The organism is Vibrio sp. Vb1574, assembly GCF_033338675.1.
Map to the genome: position 1 here is coordinate 1 of NZ_JAWOTC010000043.1, position 16,557 is coordinate 16,557.

15 protein-coding genes are annotated in these 16,557 nt (G+C 44.4%); 6 read left to right on the forward strand and 9 right to left on the reverse strand.

The features are described from left to right. The 5 genes from R7O12_RS19720 to carB form a co-directional block, all read left to right on the forward strand. On the forward strand, positions 1 to 1,413 hold a 1,413-nt coding region (locus R7O12_RS19720; RefSeq protein ID WP_318126295.1), incomplete at its 5' end, for an SEC-C metal-binding domain-containing protein. Between the two features lie 155 nt (positions 1,414 to 1,568). Then, positions 1,569 to 1,967 carry an 8-oxo-dGTP diphosphatase MutT gene (mutT, locus tag R7O12_RS19725; protein ID WP_005387387.1) on the forward strand — a complete coding sequence of 133 codons (399 nt, stop codon included), beginning with the start codon at positions 1,569 to 1,571 and terminating at the stop codon, positions 1,965 to 1,967. 110 nt (positions 1,968 to 2,077) lie between these two features. Further along, a complete protein-coding gene (gene dapB / locus R7O12_RS19730; RefSeq protein WP_005381860.1) occupies positions 2,078 to 2,887 on the forward strand; it encodes a 4-hydroxy-tetrahydrodipicolinate reductase in 810 nt (269 codons plus the stop codon). A gap of 481 nt (positions 2,888 to 3,368) precedes the next feature. Next, the gene (carA, locus tag R7O12_RS19735; RefSeq protein ID WP_017821483.1) at positions 3,369 to 4,508 is read left to right on the forward strand and encodes a glutamine-hydrolyzing carbamoyl-phosphate synthase small subunit; all 1,140 of its coding nucleotides are present in this window, start codon (positions 3,369 to 3,371) and stop codon (positions 4,506 to 4,508) included. Positions 4,509 to 4,524: 16 nt separating this feature from the next. Beyond that, a complete protein-coding gene (gene carB / locus R7O12_RS19740; RefSeq protein ID WP_005381854.1) occupies positions 4,525 to 7,758 on the forward strand; it encodes a carbamoyl-phosphate synthase large subunit in 3,234 nt (1,077 codons plus the stop codon). A gap of 323 nt (positions 7,759 to 8,081) precedes the next feature. On the opposite strand, the gene R7O12_RS19745 is transcribed toward carB, so the two are convergent. Both R7O12_RS19745 and R7O12_RS19750 read right to left on the reverse strand, forming a co-directional pair. Continuing rightward, positions 8,082 to 8,507, reverse strand: a complete 426-nt coding sequence (locus R7O12_RS19745; protein WP_017633621.1) for a hypothetical protein — start codon at positions 8,505 to 8,507, stop codon at positions 8,082 to 8,084. Beyond that, positions 8,504 to 9,373: a hypothetical protein gene (locus R7O12_RS19750; protein WP_017633622.1), complete on the reverse strand. Its 870-nt coding sequence runs from the start codon at positions 9,371 to 9,373 to the stop codon at positions 8,504 to 8,506. Before R7O12_RS19750 ends, R7O12_RS19745 begins: the two co-directional genes overlap by 4 nt. Before the next feature lie 304 nt (positions 9,374 to 9,677). Here R7O12_RS19750 and R7O12_RS19755 point away from each other — a divergent pair, with 304 nt between their 5' ends. Further along, entirely contained in the window at positions 9,678 to 10,457 is a 780-nt protein-coding gene (locus R7O12_RS19755; RefSeq protein ID WP_138938959.1) for a TSUP family transporter, read from the forward strand. Here the strand turns inward: R7O12_RS19755 and R7O12_RS19760 are convergent. From R7O12_RS19760 to R7O12_RS19790, 7 genes are all read right to left on the reverse strand, one after another. Continuing rightward, positions 10,399 to 11,253, reverse strand: a complete 855-nt coding sequence (locus R7O12_RS19760; RefSeq protein WP_005387379.1) for a LysR family transcriptional regulator — start codon at positions 11,251 to 11,253, stop codon at positions 10,399 to 10,401. The genes R7O12_RS19755 and R7O12_RS19760 overlap by 59 nt on opposite strands. Before the next feature lie 128 nt (positions 11,254 to 11,381). Further along, positions 11,382 to 12,002 (reverse strand): TRIC cation channel family protein, encoded by a 621-nt coding sequence (locus R7O12_RS19765; protein WP_005387377.1) that lies wholly within the window; start codon positions 12,000 to 12,002, stop codon positions 11,382 to 11,384. 69 nt (positions 12,003 to 12,071) lie between these two features. After that, positions 12,072 to 12,893, reverse strand: a complete 822-nt coding sequence (gene btuF / locus R7O12_RS19770; RefSeq protein ID WP_237306520.1) for a vitamin B12 ABC transporter substrate-binding protein BtuF — start codon at positions 12,891 to 12,893, stop codon at positions 12,072 to 12,074. Continuing rightward, complete coding sequence (locus R7O12_RS19775) at positions 12,893 to 13,846, reverse strand: cobalamin biosynthesis family protein (RefSeq protein ID WP_318100754.1); 954 nt, start codon at positions 13,844 to 13,846, stop codon at positions 12,893 to 12,895. The genes btuF and R7O12_RS19775 overlap by 1 nt, the downstream gene beginning before the upstream one ends. Before the next feature lie 11 nt (positions 13,847 to 13,857). Further along, positions 13,858 to 14,553 (reverse strand): 5'-methylthioadenosine/S-adenosylhomocysteine nucleosidase, encoded by a 696-nt coding sequence (mtnN, locus tag R7O12_RS19780; RefSeq protein ID WP_005381837.1) that lies wholly within the window; start codon positions 14,551 to 14,553, stop codon positions 13,858 to 13,860. Positions 14,554 to 14,616: 63 nt separating this feature from the next. Then, positions 14,617 to 15,045: a DUF1499 domain-containing protein gene (locus R7O12_RS19785; RefSeq protein ID WP_025768418.1), complete on the reverse strand. Its 429-nt coding sequence runs from the start codon at positions 15,043 to 15,045 to the stop codon at positions 14,617 to 14,619. A gap of 91 nt (positions 15,046 to 15,136) precedes the next feature. After that, positions 15,137 to 16,549 (reverse strand): FAD-dependent oxidoreductase, encoded by a 1,413-nt coding sequence (locus tag R7O12_RS19790; protein ID WP_053304346.1) that lies wholly within the window; start codon positions 16,547 to 16,549, stop codon positions 15,137 to 15,139. Positions 16,550 to 16,557 lie beyond the last annotated feature (8 nt).

Below are 16,557 nucleotides of genomic sequence, written 5' to 3' on the forward strand. Positions count from 1 at the left end.
ATTGAAGATATCAAAGAGCGCGTTGCGAAAGGTCAGCCAACATTGGTTGGTACAGTATCGATTGAAAAATCAGAACTTCTTTCTAACGCATTGAAGAAAGCGAAGATCAAACACAACGTATTGAATGCGAAATTCCATGAAAAGGAAGCGGAAATTGTTGCTGAAGCGGGTATGCCTGGTGCGGTAACTATCGCGACCAACATGGCCGGTCGTGGTACGGATATTGTGCTTGGCGGTAGTTGGCAATCAAAAGTGGAAGCTTTGGAGAACCCAACTCAAGAACAAATCGATGCGATTAAAGCAGAGTGGAAAGTGGTACATGAGCAAGTACTAGATGCTGGTGGTCTACACATCATTGGTACTGAGCGCCACGAATCTCGCCGTATTGATAACCAGCTACGTGGTCGTTCTGGTCGTCAAGGAGATGCAGGTTCATCTCGCTTCTACCTATCTATGGAAGACTCTTTGTTACGTATTTTCACTTCTGATCGTATGGCGAGCCTTATCCAAAGTGGTATGGAAGAAGGTGAAGCAATTGAATCGAAAATGCTTTCTCGCTCAATTGAAAAAGCACAGCGCAAAGTGGAAGGTCGTAACTTTGATATCCGTAAGCAGCTACTAGAATACGATGATGTGGCGAACGATCAGCGTAAGGTTGTCTACGAGCTGCGCGACGAATTGATGAACGTTGAAGACATCAGCGGTATGATCGAGCAAAACCGTGAAGATGTGCTAACCGCGGTTATTGATGAGTACATCCCGCCACAATCACTAGAAGATATGTGGGACGTTGAAGGTCTGCAAGAGCGCTTGAAAGCAGACTTCGATCTTGATGCGCCAGTGAAGCAATGGCTTGAAGAAGACGATAAGCTTTACGAAGAGGCGCTACGCGAGAAGATCATCAATCTAGCCGTTGAAGTGTACAAAGAGAAAGAGGAAGTGGTGGGTGCCCAAGTGCTTCGTAACTTCGAGAAATCGGTTATGCTTCAAACTCTGGATACGCTTTGGAAAGAGCACTTGGCAGCAATGGATCACTTGCGTCAGGGTATTCACTTACGCGGCTATGCGCAGAAGAACCCGAAACAGGAATACAAGCGTGAATCGTTTGAACTGTTTGAAGGTCTACTAGAAGCGCTGAAAACTGATGTGATTACTGTTCTATCTCGCGTTCGAGTTCAGCAACAAGAAGAAGTTGAACGTATGGAAGAGCAACGTCGTGCGCAAGCTGAAGAGGCCGCTCGTCGTGCTCAAGCGCAACACGCAGCAGCACAAAACCCTCTTTCTGAAGGTGAAGAATCTGAAGAAGGTTCAAGTCAGCCAATGGTACGTGATGAACGCAAAGTAGGTCGCAATGAGCCTTGCCCTTGTGGTAGTGGTAAGAAGTATAAACAGTGCCACGGCAAAATCGACTAACGTATTAGTCAGATAATTTTTTAAAGAGTCGCCTAGGCGGCTCTTTTTTTAAGCAAATTCTGTGGCTGTCGAATTTCATAAGTTTTGATAGCATCGGATAGTTTTAGAGATTCAAAGACCGTTGAAGTGTAACGGCTTGAGAGTTAGGAACCCCTATGAAAAGAATTCACATAGTCGCGGCTATTATTTTTAACCAAGACAAATCAAAAATTTTTATTACAAAGCGTCCAGACGACAAGCATAAAGGCGGGTTTTGGGAGTTTCCCGGCGGGAAAGTCGAGTCAGGAGAAAGTATTGAACATGCTCTAGCAAGAGAACTTGAAGAAGAAGTAGGAATTGAAGTTACTGAGCAAGCCCTTTTCGAGCATTTGGAATATGACTATCCAGACAAATCACTTAAGTTTGATTTTATTACGGTATCTAAGTTCAGTAATGAGCCTTACGGCCGAGAAGGTCAAGAAGGTCGCTGGGTTGAGATAAGAGAATTGGGTAACTATGCCTTTCCTGAAGCGAACGTGCCTATCTTGGAGCGTGTCGTAAAAGAGTTCGCTTAAGCCTGATGAACTTGCTTGTGGTAACCACGGTATGTTGTTAGTTTAAACAGATTAAGCGAAACGAGAGAACGAGAGCAAACCTCGTTATCCAGAGAAGGAGAGAAAGCGCAATGGTTCGTATTGCAATCGCAGGAGCAGCAGGCCGAATGGGCCGTAATTTGGTTAAAGCTTCACACCTTAACCCAGAGGCGACAGTGAGCGCGGGATCAGAACGACCTGAGTCCTCACTTGTCGGTGTCGATATCGGTGAACTTTGTGGTGAAGGCAAATTCGATGTGTTCTTAACGGATGATCTTGCTAAAGACGTCGATAATTTTGATGTAATCATCGATTTTACTGCCCCAGTAAGTACGTTGGCGAATCTTGAACTGTGTAAGAAGCATGGAAAGAGTATTGTGATTGGGACGACTGGTTTCAGTGATGCAGAGCGTGAACTGATTGACGAAGCCGCTAAGCAAGTGCCTGTTGTCATGGCTCCTAACTACTCTGTTGGTGTGAACCTAGTATTTAAGCTTCTTGAGAAAGCAGCCAAAGTGATGGGCGACTACTGTGATGTTGAGATTGTCGAAGCACATCATCGTCATAAAGTTGATGCTCCTTCTGGTACCGCTATCGGGATGGGCGAAGCCATTGCTGGTGCGATGGGCAACAAGCTGAATGATGTAGCTGTCTATGCGCGAGAAGGTATCACAGGTGAACGTACTAAAGATGAGATCGGCTTTGCTACAATTCGCGCTGGCGATATTGTCGGTGAGCACACAGCCATGTTTGCTGATATCGGGGAACGAGTGGAGATAACGCACAAAGCGACCGATCGTATGACGTTTGCTAATGGCGCCGTCAAGGCCGCTGTTTGGTTGAGTGCCAAACCAGCGGGCTTTTATACCATGACAGATGTTTTGGGATTGAATGAACTCTAAATACATAATTATTCGCCGGCGGTAGCCGGCTTTTTTATATCTATAGAATTATTTGTAAATGAAATGATTCTAACAGAAAGTATTTTGGTGCTTACTTTTGTCGTTGTTTTGGTTGTTTTGTGGGTGTTTTGGGTTTTGATGTCTAAAAACTAATGTCTTTTTTGTCGAGTGAACGTTTGCGTGAAAAATTCATACTTTTTTGTGATCTCTAAAAAGTTCAAATTTGTAAAATTCATTAAACCTCTATGCCTCTCTATGTAATAGCATGTAAAAGTTATCTTTTTGGGCCTTACTGATTCAAAATGACCTTACTCGCTAGAAATTAATCATTTATTTTTGATTGTAGGTTGACAGGTTTCGAGTCCAACTTTAGAATACCGCCAATTTGTCTGAAATACCTATTTATGTAGATTTTATAGGTAAAGGAAGGCATGTTTGCAGTTTGATTTATTTTTTTTGCATTTTTATTCTGGAGGTTGTCTTGGGTAAATTAGCACTGTTGGTCCTAGAAGATGGGACAGTGTTCCGCGGAGTGTCCATAGGGGCAGATGGTCTTTCCGTTGGTGAAGTCGTTTTTAATACCTCGATGACGGGGTATCAAGAAATCCTCACTGATCCTTCCTATTCTCAGCAAATCGTCACTCTCACTTATCCTCACATTGGCAATACCGGAACCACTTCCGAAGATGAAGAATCCTCTTCCATTCATGCACAAGGCCTTGTGATTCGCGATCTTCCTCTAATCGCTTCTAACTTCCGTAACGAACAATCCCTCTCTGATTATCTTAAGTCTCAAAATATCGTTGGCATCGCTGATATCGATACTCGTAAGCTCACTCGTATCCTGCGTGAAAAAGGTGCTCAAAACGGCTGTATTGTTGCGGGCAACAACCTAGACGAAGCTTTGGCACTAGCGAAAGCAAAAGAATTCCCAGGCTTAAAAGGAATGGACCTTGCGAAAGAAGTTACAACAAAAGAAGCGTATCAATGGAAGCAAGGTTCGTGGACGCTTGAAGGTGGACTTCCAGAGGCGAAAGATGACAGCGAGCTGCCATACCACGTTGTCGCTTACGACTTCGGCGCAAAACGCAACATCTTACGAATGTTGGTTGACCGTGGCTGCCGCTTAACGGTTGTACCTGCAGAAACGTCAGCGGAAGAAGTTCTGGCACTAAATCCAGATGGCGTATTCTTATCAAACGGCCCTGGTGACCCAGAACCATGTACTTACGCGATTGAAGCAACCAAAGTGTTCCTAGAAAAAGGCCTGCCAATTTTTGGTATTTGTCTAGGTCACCAAATTCTGGCGCTAGCATCAGGTGCGCAAACGGTGAAAATGAAGTTTGGTCACCACGGTGCAAACCACCCAGTAAAAGATTTAGAGCGTAACGTTGTGATGATCACTTCGCAAAACCACGGCTTTGCGGCAGATGAAGCAACATTACCGGAAAACTTACGTGCTACTCACGTATCGCTATTTGATGGCTCTTTGCAAGGTATCCACCGCACAGACAAGCCAGCATTTAGCTTCCAAGGTCACCCAGAAGCGAGCCCTGGTCCACATGACGCGGCACCGCTATTTGACCACTTTATCGAACTAATCAAAAAACACAGCGCTTAATTCGGAGTAGTAGATAATGCCAAAACGTACTGACATTCAAAGTATTCTAATTCTTGGTGCTGGTCCGATTGTTATCGGTCAGGCATGTGAGTTTGACTACTCTGGCGCACAAGCGTGTAAAGCTCTTCGCGAAGAAGGCTACCGAGTTATCCTGGTTAACTCTAACCCAGCAACGATTATGACTGACCCAGAGATGGCAGATGCGACTTACATCGAGCCGATTCAGTGGGAAGTTGTACGCAAGATCATCGAGAAAGAACGTCCTGATGCAGTTCTGCCAACTATGGGTGGTCAGACAGCACTTAACTGTGCGTTAGATTTAGAGAAGCACGGCGTTCTCGCAGAGTTTGGCGTAGAGATGATTGGTGCAACGGCTGATGCAATCGACAAAGCGGAAGACCGTTCTCGTTTTGATAAAGCGATGAAGTCTATCGGCCTTGAGTGTCCTCGCGCAGATACAGCGAAGAGCATGGAAGAAGCTTACAAAGTTTTAGATATGGTTGGCTTCCCTTGTATCATTCGTCCATCGTTCACCATGGGTGGCACTGGTGGTGGTATCGCGTACAACAAAGAAGAGTTCGAAGAAATCTGTCGTCGCGGTCTGGACTTATCTCCGACCAACGAACTTCTTATCGATGAGTCGCTAATCGGTTGGAAAGAGTACGAAATGGAAGTCGTTCGTGACAAAGCGGACAACTGTATCATCGTATGTTCAATCGAGAACTTTGACCCAATGGGCATCCATACGGGTGACTCAATCACGGTTGCTCCAGCACAAACACTGACTGACAAAGAATACCAGCTTATGCGTAATGCATCGCTAGCCGTTCTACGTGAGATTGGTGTTGAAACAGGTGGTTCAAACGTACAGTTTGGTATCAACCCGAAAGATGGTCGTATGGTCATCATCGAGATGAACCCGCGTGTATCTCGCTCTTCTGCGCTAGCATCAAAAGCAACAGGCTTCCCAATCGCGAAAATTGCCGCGAAACTGGCTGTTGGCTTTACGCTAGACGAACTACAAAACGACATCACAGGTGGTGCAACACCTGCGTCATTTGAACCAACTATCGACTACGTCGTAACTAAGATCCCTCGCTTTAACTTCGAGAAATTTGCTGGTGCAAACGATCGTCTGACAACTCAGATGAAATCAGTTGGTGAGGTAATGGCGATTGGTCGTAACCAACAAGAATCTCTTCACAAAGCACTGCGTGGCCTAGAAGTTGGCGCAACTGGTTTTGATGAGATGGTCGATCTGGAAGCGCCAGATGCACTGACTAAGATTCGTCACGAACTTAAAGAAGCAGGTGCAGAGCGTATCTGGTACATCGCCGATGCATTCCGAGCGGGTATGTCAGTCGACGGTGTGTTCAACTTGACTCAAATCGACCGCTGGTTCCTGGTTCAAATCGAAGAAATTGTAAAACTCGAAGAACAAGTCAAGGCGGGCGGCTACGCAGGTTTGACCAAAGAAGTTCTTCGTCAGATGAAACGCAAAGGCTTCTCTGATGCTCGCTTGTCTAAATTGCTTGGTGTCGCTGAAAGTGAAATTCGCCGTGCTCGTGAGCAGTTTGATATTCATCCGGTTTACAAACGTGTGGATACATGTGCAGCAGAGTTTTCTTCTGACACGGCTTACATGTACTCATCTTACGATGAAGAATGTGAAGCAAACCCAACAGACAAAGATAAGATCATGGTTCTTGGTGGCGGTCCAAACCGTATCGGCCAAGGTATCGAATTCGATTACTGTTGTGTTCATGCATCACTTGCGCTGCGTGAAGACGGTTACGAAACCATTATGGTTAACTGTAACCCAGAAACGGTATCTACTGACTACGATACGTCTGATCGTCTGTACTTCGAACCAGTAACTCTGGAAGATGTACTGTCTATCGCTCGCGTTGAAAAACCAAAAGGTGTGATTGTTCAGTACGGTGGTCAAACGCCACTTAAACTGGCTCGTGCTCTAGAAGCGGCTGGTGTGCCAATCATTGGTACTAGCCCAGATGCTATCGACCGTGCGGAAGACCGTGAACGCTTCCAAGCCGCTGTTGACCGTTTAGGTCTACTTCAGCCAGAAAACGCGACAGTAACAACGATGGAGCAAGCGGTTGAGAAATCGAAAGAAATTGGCTTCCCATTAGTTGTTCGTCCATCTTATGTACTCGGTGGTCGTGCGATGGAAATCGTATACGATGAGCAAGACCTGCGTCGCTACTTCAACGAAGCAGTAAGCGTATCGAACGAGTCTCCAGTTCTGCTAGACCGTTTCTTGGATGATGCAACCGAAGTTGATATTGATGCTATCTGTGACGGTGAACGCGTCGTTATCGGTGGTATCATGGAGCACATCGAACAAGCGGGTGTTCACTCTGGTGACTCTGCATGTTCACTGCCTGCATACACGCTAAGTCAGGAAATTCAAGACAAGATGCGTGAGCAAGTTGAGAAGTTAGCATTCGAACTCGGTGTACGCGGTTTGATGAACACGCAGTTTGCTGTGAAAGACAACGACGTTTATCTAATTGAAGTGAACCCTCGTGCTGCTCGTACGGTACCATTCGTATCGAAAGCGACAGGCGCTCCTCTAGCGAAAATCGCTGCACGTGTAATGGCGGGTCAATCTCTAGAGTCACAAGGCTTTACTAAAGAGATTATCCCTCCTTACTACTCAGTGAAAGAAGTGGTTCTGCCGTTCAACAAATTCCCTGGTGTTGACCCTCTATTGGGCCCTGAAATGCGCTCAACAGGTGAAGTAATGGGTGTGGGTGCAACGTTCGCAGAAGCTTACGCGAAAGCAGAGCTAGGTTGTGGTGCGGTTTATCCTGAAGGTGGTCGTGCGCTACTGTCTGTACGTGAAGGTGATAAAGAGCGTGTTGTTGACCTAGCTTCTAAGTTAGTGAAACTGGGTTACCAGTTGGATGCGACACACGGTACTGCTGTAATTCTGGGCGAAGCGGGTATTAACCCACGTTTGGTAAACAAAGTACACGAAGGTCGTCCACACATTCTTGACCGCATCAAGAACAACGAATACACCTACATCGTAAACACGGCTGCTGGTCGTCAAGCGATTGAAGATTCGAAAGTTCTACGCCGTGGTGCACTGGCAGAAAAAGTGAACTACACAACGACACTGAATGCAGCGTTCGCTACATGTATGTCTCATACTGCAGACGCAAAAGCGTCAGTAACTTCGGTTCAAGAGTTACACGCTAAAGTGAAAGCGAGTCTAGACGCGTAACAGATAAAAATCAGTAAGCTCATTAATCAGGGCTTACATGACAACCTCATTGCCCGCTCATTTGAGCGGGCTTTTTTATATCGAGGTTTTTCTAAAATGAAGAGCATTAAAGTGTGCTAGGAACGATTGGTATGCTTTGCTTTTGAAGATCATTAAGCTAATGATGGCAAGCAATGTGCCCAAAGATGAAGCAATAGAACTACCACTTGCTGCAACAAAATTAATGCTGTAGGACTGAGGTATTAAGCCGACCATAACTCTTTAAGCAGATAGGTAATTAGAAAAAGTTAAAATAAGCAGTGTCGAGCTTAAAGACATACTAACTATGGAGTGCTTCGATATGTTCTTTTTTCTAGGACTAAGTTATAAGTTGATTCTTCAGTATCAAGAGAGTATCCGTTACTTTTTGCAAAAACATCTGCTGCTAGTAGCGAGGGATAAAGAAGAAAAAAACTAGTTACCGATATAGTTAGGAATATCTTACTAGAGCTTTTAAACTCACTTTTAGTTAGGAAATTATTTGATTTTAATGTTTTTACGGACATTCTAGAGCATTCAAATAAGATCAAACTAGAGCCTATAATCAAAATATCAGCTTGATCAAAAGATGAATAACTTTCATTATTATAGATGTTAAGATAAAAGTCTGACAATCCATCAAAACCATATATTAACAGTGATATTGCTGATGCTAATAAAATTATTAAATAAAAAAACACTTGCGTTCGGTCGTAACTCCCTTTTTTCATCGTAACAAACCTCGCTGTATTTCTTGCGAGAAAATCATACTTTGAGTTTTACGTTGAATCTCATTATATTCTTCTTTTGCTCTTCTCTTTGCTTCTATATCTCTTTGCTTTAAGTAAATATCTATAGAGGCTATTAACTTCTGTGTTAAACCTCGTTTATCATTTTCTCTATTCAATAAAAGACCTACAGCCGAGCTTATCAAAATAGCCCCTAATAATGGGCCAGCACTTAAAGTTACAACACTGCCACCCACTGCTGCGGCAAAGTTTACAAATATAGCTGCTGCAGCTGACGATAACCCGATAGTGATTATATCACTAGCTAAAGTACCAAATAGTTTGGCTAAGGTTTGACGGTCATTGAGGAAAAAGTCAATCACTCTGTATGTGGATATTAAGATAATTGTTATTATGCCCCCACTTCTAATGGATTGTAATGCCCCTTCTGGTCCAACAGCGAACTTTGCCACAGTTGGAGTGGGAAGAAATTTTCCTAATCCAGAAAGCTTTGAGTGCATAGCAGGGGAGCCTGTGAGTATGATATGTGGAGCTCCAGAATAATTTTTAACGATAACAGAGCTATTATTTCCGTACAAATAGTTTGATAAGTTGGTTATAAAAACTAAGTCCTGTCCTGTAGCATAATAGTTTGCTGTATTTTCAAACATTCCCTTTATCTTTTCCCAACGTTCTAATTTCGCTTTATCTTTTACATTGTTCTTGACAACGATATCGAAGCTCTCGATAGATAAGATAATGGTTTCTTGATTTCGATGTTGATGATTTGATTTATAAAGTGGGTAGGTGCTTATACTACCACTATTTTTTGAGGATTGATGTCGTGATAAAGGGTAGTTGCTAGTCATGTATTTTCCTCAGATATCGGGCCTTGAGCGCTGACAATGTAAACTCTACATGCTGAACAGATCTTTCATATTCGTCTAGTTTTATATTTAAAGGTAAGCGTTTGATCTCATTATCAGCAATAGATTTGTGACAGTGATTCAATTCTTTCTGACAACTAAATTTTATATAAAAGTTTGGAGTCAAGTTTAAGCATTAATTCTATGAAAATTAGGAATAGATTGGTGTCTTGACTTTCCATTGGTAGTTTTGTGAATAAGTGCTACCGTTTCTTCCTCTTTGATACCTCTTCAAAAAGGAAGTGTAGTGGAAATCACGGTTGAAATTTTGTTGGTCTTATTTTTGGTTGCGACTGCCGCAGGCTTTATTGATGCGATGGCTGGTGGGGGAGGGCTCATTACGCTCCCTGCGCTTTTGGCTGCGGGGTTGAGTCCGACTCAAGCTCTAGCAACCAATAAGTTACAAAGTTCGTTTGGCAGTTTCTCTGCTAGCTGGTATTTCGTGCGTAACGGTATTGTCAGCTTAAAGGAAATGCGTTTTGCGATACTCTGCACTTTTATAGGTGCTGCAATCGGTGCCGAGGCTGTGCAGTTTATTGATGCTAGCGTACTCACCAGTTTGATCCCTGTTCTTTTGATAGCCATTTCCCTCTATTTTTTACTCGCGCCAAGTACGCGAAAAATCGATGGAGAACCAAAGTTATCTGAAGCGATGTTTGCGCTATGCATTGGTGGCGGGATCGGCTTCTATGATGGCTTTTTTGGCCCTGGGACTGGATCTATTTTTACTGTTTGTTTTGTTGCACTAGGTCACTTTTCTTTGGTCGAAGCCACAGCTAGAACCAAAATCCTCAATTTCACGTCAAACATAGCGGCACTACTCTTTTTTATCTTAGCTGGGTTGCCCGTGTGGAAGCTTGGCTTAACTATGGCTGTTGGCGGTTTTCTTGGTGCTCAGTTAGGGGCGAAGGTCGTGGTAAGTAAAGGGCAAAAATGGATTCGTCCTCTAGTTATAGTGATGTCGATGCTTATGGCAACGAAACTTCTTTGGCAACAACATCAGCAATGGATTCTGTCAGTGCTTTAACTCGCTCGCTACGATATGTGCTGTGACGTAAGCAGATATGTATTGGCCGAACTAACTGATCTAGCTCTTCAAAGTCATAGCAGAACTTAGGTGTGATATTAAGTGTCGTTAGGATAGATTTAGGGATTAAAGCGGGAGCCATACCTCCCAAAGCCAGTTGTGCTGCCGCAGTATACGAATCCATTTCCATCAAAGGTTCGATTCCGTGTTTGGATAAAATAGCTTGTTGATATGTGTTGGCAGGGTTAGTTAGGTCATTGGTCAAAATAGCTTTAGGTAGTTGTGAAAGTGAATGTCGACTGACAATTGAGAAAGGTTCATCGGCGAGGTGAAGGCTCATTAATCCATGATGAGGTGGTAGATAGCCAGCGCAAAATCCCAATGTAGCTTTGCCTGATTTCACATTCTCAATAATGCGTGGCGTATGATTGGTCGATATTCGTATGTACTGATCATGGGCAAAGTGTTCTGCCATGATCATGCTGAGGTATCCAGCGACTAAGGTTTCAGAGCAGTCTATCTTGATCAAAGAAGTATCTTCTATTTGTTGTTGATCATAGATCTGACCTCTTAACTCATTGAACGTTGGCTCGATCGTGTTGATGAGCGCAAGGCCATCGGAGGTCAGCTTTATGTGCCGACCATTTGGCTCTATTAATTTTTTTCCTAACTTCTTCTCTAGATTTGAAATACGTTTACTCACGGCAGATTGACTAATATAGAGTTGACTGCCCGTGCGGCTCATGGTTTTTTCTTTACTGAGGACAAGTAACGTTTCAATACCTTCAAGCAACATAATGATTAATGAAAGTTAGGAATGGTTGAGATAATTTAGCGAATTGCCCAAGAATTGGCGAATCAAATGAGCATAAATGAGAGGAGCCGACACTTGGTCGACTCCATGGTGAGTGATGTTGTTGGTGTTTAACGGTTAATGGCGAAAGTTGGCAGGGATAGATGCCAACGAATCGCACCGAGACGTATAATGAGCGTTGAGATTACACCAGCGAGCAAAGCCGTTGAGTGGTCATATCCCATGTTTACCGCCATCGTATGGAAGATGCCGCCAATAATACATGCCGTAGCATAGACTTCACTTCTTAATACCATAGGAACTTCGCGAGCCAGCACGTCTCGTATAATGCCACCGCCACAGCCAGTAATAACCCCCATTATCACCGCGACCATCCCGGATGCATTGTAGGCGAGTGCCTTTTCTACTCCTATTCCCACAAACACAGCGAGACCGATGGCATCACAAACGGGTAATACCCACCATGAGAGTCGCTTGGGTCTTCGAATAACAAGCATGGTTAGTAGACACGTAACAAATATCACCCATAAGTAAGTCGTATCTGTTATCCAAAATACGGGAGTGGCACCAAGCGCCATGTCTCGGATTGTTCCGCCACCTATAGCAGTCACACTGCCGAGCACGATAACGCCGAATGGATCCATTTTTAAACGGCCCGCCAGTAATACGCCAGAGATGGCGAAAACAGCGGTACCGAACAAATCGATCATATAAAGCAGCATGGAGTCCATGTTACTTAGTACCTTTAAATAGTGTGAGAAAAAATGGGCGGAAATTGTACGGTATTTGCCACGAAATCGTTAGCGTTTTTGACGAACGCTTTTAAAGTGCTCACACACTTCTTTGATCGCGTTCAATGTGCGTGGTGTGGGACGGTTAATCCAATCAGAGTTTAGGGACCAGATGTGTTTGTTTTTAAGAGCAAGAAGCTCATTACTCCACTCAGTCCACATACCATCGTTACTCATTGCGTGACGAGAAGTAAAAATAACCTCTGGCTGGCGAGTAATGACTTGCTCGATGCTAACTTGAGGATAAGGCGCGCTAGATGCGGCGAAAATGTTCTCACCACCGCAAAAAGTAAAGACTTCACTTGGCCAGTTCTTTCCGGCGACAGTGATGATAGGCTTTTCACTCAACTGATAAAAGTAACTAACTTTCTCGTTCGTGTTGTACTGTTCTTTTAGTGTACTCAGCTGCGTTCTAAAATCTTCAGCGGCCTTTTTTCCTACTTGTGGAGTTTCGCTGTATTGGCTGAGTTGCTCAATATTATTGGCGATATCTTCTAATGAACCTGTAGTGGAGTAATAGATAGGAATACCGAACTGTTTAATTTTCTCCAACTCTTTAGCGGGGTTTCCGGCTGGCCAAGCAATCACTAAGTCCGGCTGAAGAGCAATAATGCGCTCTAATTTAATTCCTTGATAATTTGAGACTCTTTCTAGCTGCTTTGCCTGTTCTGGATAATCGCTCATTTCGCTGACAGCAACAAGCTGGTCTCCTAGCCCTGCTGCAAAGGCAATTTCGGTGGCATGTGGAGCTAAACTTATAATGCGTTGAGCGGGTTGAGCGAAGGTCGCTGTCGAAACAAACAGCGTTAATGCGAAGCATAATTTATTCATCATAATCCTTGATAAATTATTCCTAAAAGCAAACTTTGGATTGCGATCCAAGCCAGGACGCGCCAAACGAGCAGCGTATGTATTTGTGAAAGGTGAATAGCCGATGGCGCAATGCGCCCACCGATTTTTGCGCGCTCTGCACGCACACCTTGATAGATAGCAGGGCCGCATAAAGACAGTTGTAGTTTGTGTCCGATAGTACATAACACCCAGCTAGGTCCTGGTAAGGGCCAAGACTTCGCTTGCTGTTGTATTCCAGAGAGCACATTACTTGCATTCTTTCCGGCAGCTAAAAGTATGGCAAAGAGACGAAGTGGAATAATATCCAGAGTAGCAACCAGTTGAATCACATGTTTACCAAAGGGCAAATATTGGCGTCGGCTAGGGGACCACACTCGCGCTAATTCTGTTGTGAGTCGATACATTAGCGCACCAATACCACCTGTTAGTGCGTACCAAAATAGTACGCCGATCACGTTGCGGCTGTATCCCATAATCAGGGTTTCTGAGCCAGCTTTACCTATGCCAACGATCGAGAGGCTACCAGTATCGCGATTAAGATATGGTCTCAGTAATGCTCGACACTGAGCTTTGTCTTCCGAAGACATACTAGTTACGAGCTGTTTCGTTAACGTTTCGCTGTTGCGCCAGTCTAGCGCAAGGATCAATAGAACCAGTTCATATAAAGGGATTTGCCAAACAAACGGCTTTACTGCAATCAGTAATATCAAGCAAGGAAACAGCATCAAGCCTAGTGCAAGACTGCCTGAGATTACACTCTGTGAGTAATTGTGATTATTGTTCACTTTGTTAGCTAGCTGTTCTGCTAGCTTTCGCCATAAAGTGATGGGGTGCGCTGAATTGGGGATTGGCACTAGAAGGTGCAAGATCAGTGCGCCCCACATTATAAGGAGCGCACCGTTGGCATAAAATGACTGAAAAACTTCTTCCATGAATGAGTCGTTTATTTAATGAGTTCCAGCATTTTGAATACCATTTCGGAAGAGCTTTTTGCTGCTAGAGGTAGGAACTCATCAAAGCTCATTGGTGATTCTTTATCAGCGACATCAGAGATTGCACGCACAACAACAAACGGCGTGTTGAATTGGTGACAAGTTTGAGCGATAGCAGATGCTTCCATTTCTACAGCGATAACTGACGGGAAGTGTTTACGAATAAACTCTTGACGCTCAGCAGTACAAACAAACGCATCGCCAGTACAAATTAGGCCGCGAACCGCATGAGTGTTTTCCATTTGTGCTAGGGCTTTTTCGGCTAAGTCCATTAGCTTGTCATCCGCTTTGAATGCAGCTGGTTGACCGGCCATTTGGCCAATTTCATAACCAAAAGCGGTTACGTCTGCATCGTGATGACGAACTTCTGTAGAGATAACTACATCGCCAAGGTTTAAGCTTGAATCGAAACCGCCAGCAGAGCCTGTGTTAATCACAACGTCTGGTTGGTATTCATCAAGAAGGATTGTCGTGCCCACTGCCGCTGCAACTTTACCGATGCCCGATTGTAGTACGACGACTTCGACATCGTTAATTTGACCAGAGAAAAACGTACAACCCGCTTTATTTACAGTTTTGCAGTTTGTAATTGCTTGCTTCAGGATGGTCACTTCTTGTTCCATCGCACCGATGATACCAACTTTCATAACACTCTCTTTAAGTAAATATTTTAGTTGGCCGAGAGTATAGCACTCCCCGTTGGCAGTTTTCTATTTGATGAGCTTAGCTTGAGTGAGCTTTTCTCGTAATTGATCGGCGCGCTTTCTGTTTACGCCAAAGTCAGAGTAGCCCACACGAGATTCCGAGCGCACAATCAGTTGGTCTCCTGCTATTTTTAGTTCGAGGTCATCCACGAAGCGCATGATTTTAGATGTGCACTCGATACGAAGGTAGTTGCTTTCTTTCACCGCGGTTTTCGCGCCTGGCAGTTCAAGCGCAACTTGCTCAATAGCGTCGATGTTTGCTGAATCAACTAAGATAAATGGCGTTAGGTTGTATTTTTCTCGCGTGTCTTGGGTGGAGACGCAGTTTGGTTTGTCACCACAAGGTGATTGAGAACGATCCGTCATGGTTGTGACTCCTTGGCTACAAGCGGTTAAGCCGAGCAAAGTAATGGAAAGGAGAGCGGCTTTTTTCATTATATTTACTCTTATAATTTTGTTTCTAATTATATGGATACAAAAGAAAAAGGATCCAATAACAGGACCCTTTTTGTGAGGTTAGCTGAGATTAAACTTCGAGGTAATCGAGAATGCCTTCTGCCGCTTTTCGTCCTTCATCAATTGCGGTTACGACAAGATCAGAACCTCGTACCGCATCGCCACCCGCGAAGATCTTTTCGTTGCTGGTCTGGAACTGGAACTCTTGCTTCGCTGGGGCTTTGATACGACCCCATTGATCCAAATCGACATCAAACGGTGCTAACCAGTCCATTTTGTGCGGCTGGAAACCAAACGCCATGATAACAACGTCTGCTGGTAGAACGTGCTCGCTGCCTTCAACGGGCTCTGGACGTCGGCGACCCGCTTCATCAGGTTCACCAAGTGCGGTTTTCACCACTTTGACCCCCGAGACTTTGCCTGACGCATCCACTTCCACTCCCAAAGGCTGAAGGTTGAACATGAACTTCACGCCTTCTTCCTTTGCGTTTTTTACCTCGCGACGAGAGCCTGGCATGTTGGCCTCATCACGACGATAAGCACAAACTACGTTGGAGGCACCTTGGCGAATTGAGGTACGAACGCAGTCCATTGCGGTATCACCACCACCCAGTACGACGACTTTCTTTCCTGCCATATCGATAAAGGGTTGGTTACTCTCAAGACCCATGACTTTGTAGGTGTTCGAAACTAAAAATGGCAGCGCGTCATACACACCCGGCGCATCTTCATTATCTAGACCTGCACGCATGTATTTATAGGTGCCAACGCCCAAGAAAACAGCATCGTATTCATCAAGCAGCTCTTGCATTTGGACATCTTTGCCTACTTCCATGTTCATGCGGAACTCGACGCCCATTTCAGTGAACACACGGCGGCGGTTTTCCATCACGCCTTTTTCAAGCTTGAAGGAAGGAATACCGAAGGTCAGAAGGCCTCCAATTTCAGGGTAGCGGTCAAACACGACTGGCTTAACGCCATTGCGCACTAGGATATCTGCGGCAGCCAAGCCAGCTGGGCCAGCTCCAATGATTGCAACCTTTTTATCGGTCCACTCCACCTTGGACATATCTGGCTTCCAGCCCATTTCAAACGCTTTGTCGGTAATGTACTTTTCTATGTTACCGATGGTGACGGCACCAAAGTCATCATTAAGCGTGCATGAACCTTCACATAGGCGGTCTTGAGGGCAAACGCGCCCACATACTTCCGGTAGGCTATTGGTTTGATGCGATAGTTCAACCGCTTCAAGAATACGACCTTCATTGGCAAGTTTTAACCATTGAGGGATGTAGTTGTGGACTGGGCATTTCCATTCACAATATGGGTTGCCACAATCTAAGCAGCGATCCGCTTGTGCAGTCGCCTGTTGTTTAGTGAACGGTTCATAGATTTCAACGAACTCGATCTTACGAACTTTTATAGGCTTTTTCGCAGGATCTACACGCTGCACATCGATAAATTGATAAACGTTCTGGCTCATGATTCAAA

What these genes read in the sequence shown, in the direction of transcription:
- R7O12_RS19745 (WP_017633621.1), bottom strand. Translation starts at nt 8,507, where the DNA reads ATGAAAAAAGGGAGTTACGACCGAACGCAAGTGTTTTTTTATTTAATA.
- R7O12_RS19775 (WP_318100754.1), bottom strand. Translation starts at nt 13,846, where the DNA reads ATGGAAGAAGTTTTTCAGTCATTTTATGCCAACGGTGCGCTCCTTATA.
- R7O12_RS19750 (WP_017633622.1), bottom strand. Translation starts at nt 9,373, where the DNA reads ATGACTAGCAACTACCCTTTATCACGACATCAATCCTCAAAAAATAGT.
- carB (WP_005381854.1), top strand. Translation starts at nt 4,525, where the DNA reads ATGCCAAAACGTACTGACATTCAAAGTATTCTAATTCTTGGTGCTGGT.
- R7O12_RS19760 (WP_005387379.1), bottom strand. Translation starts at nt 11,253, where the DNA reads ATGTTGCTTGAAGGTATTGAAACGTTACTTGTCCTCAGTAAAGAAAAA.
- btuF (WP_237306520.1), bottom strand. Translation starts at nt 12,893, where the DNA reads ATGAATAAATTATGCTTCGCATTAACGCTGTTTGTTTCGACAGCGACC.
- mtnN (WP_005381837.1), bottom strand. Translation starts at nt 14,553, where the DNA reads ATGAAAGTTGGTATCATCGGTGCGATGGAACAAGAAGTGACCATCCTG.
- R7O12_RS19790 (WP_053304346.1), bottom strand. Translation starts at nt 16,549, where the DNA reads ATGAGCCAGAACGTTTATCAATTTATCGATGTGCAGCGTGTAGATCCT.
- mutT (WP_005387387.1), top strand. Translation starts at nt 1,569, where the DNA reads ATGAAAAGAATTCACATAGTCGCGGCTATTATTTTTAACCAAGACAAA.
- dapB (WP_005381860.1), top strand. Translation starts at nt 2,078, where the DNA reads ATGGTTCGTATTGCAATCGCAGGAGCAGCAGGCCGAATGGGCCGTAAT.
- R7O12_RS19765 (WP_005387377.1), bottom strand. Translation starts at nt 12,002, where the DNA reads ATGGACTCCATGCTGCTTTATATGATCGATTTGTTCGGTACCGCTGTT.
- R7O12_RS19785 (WP_025768418.1), bottom strand. Translation starts at nt 15,045, where the DNA reads ATGAAAAAAGCCGCTCTCCTTTCCATTACTTTGCTCGGCTTAACCGCT.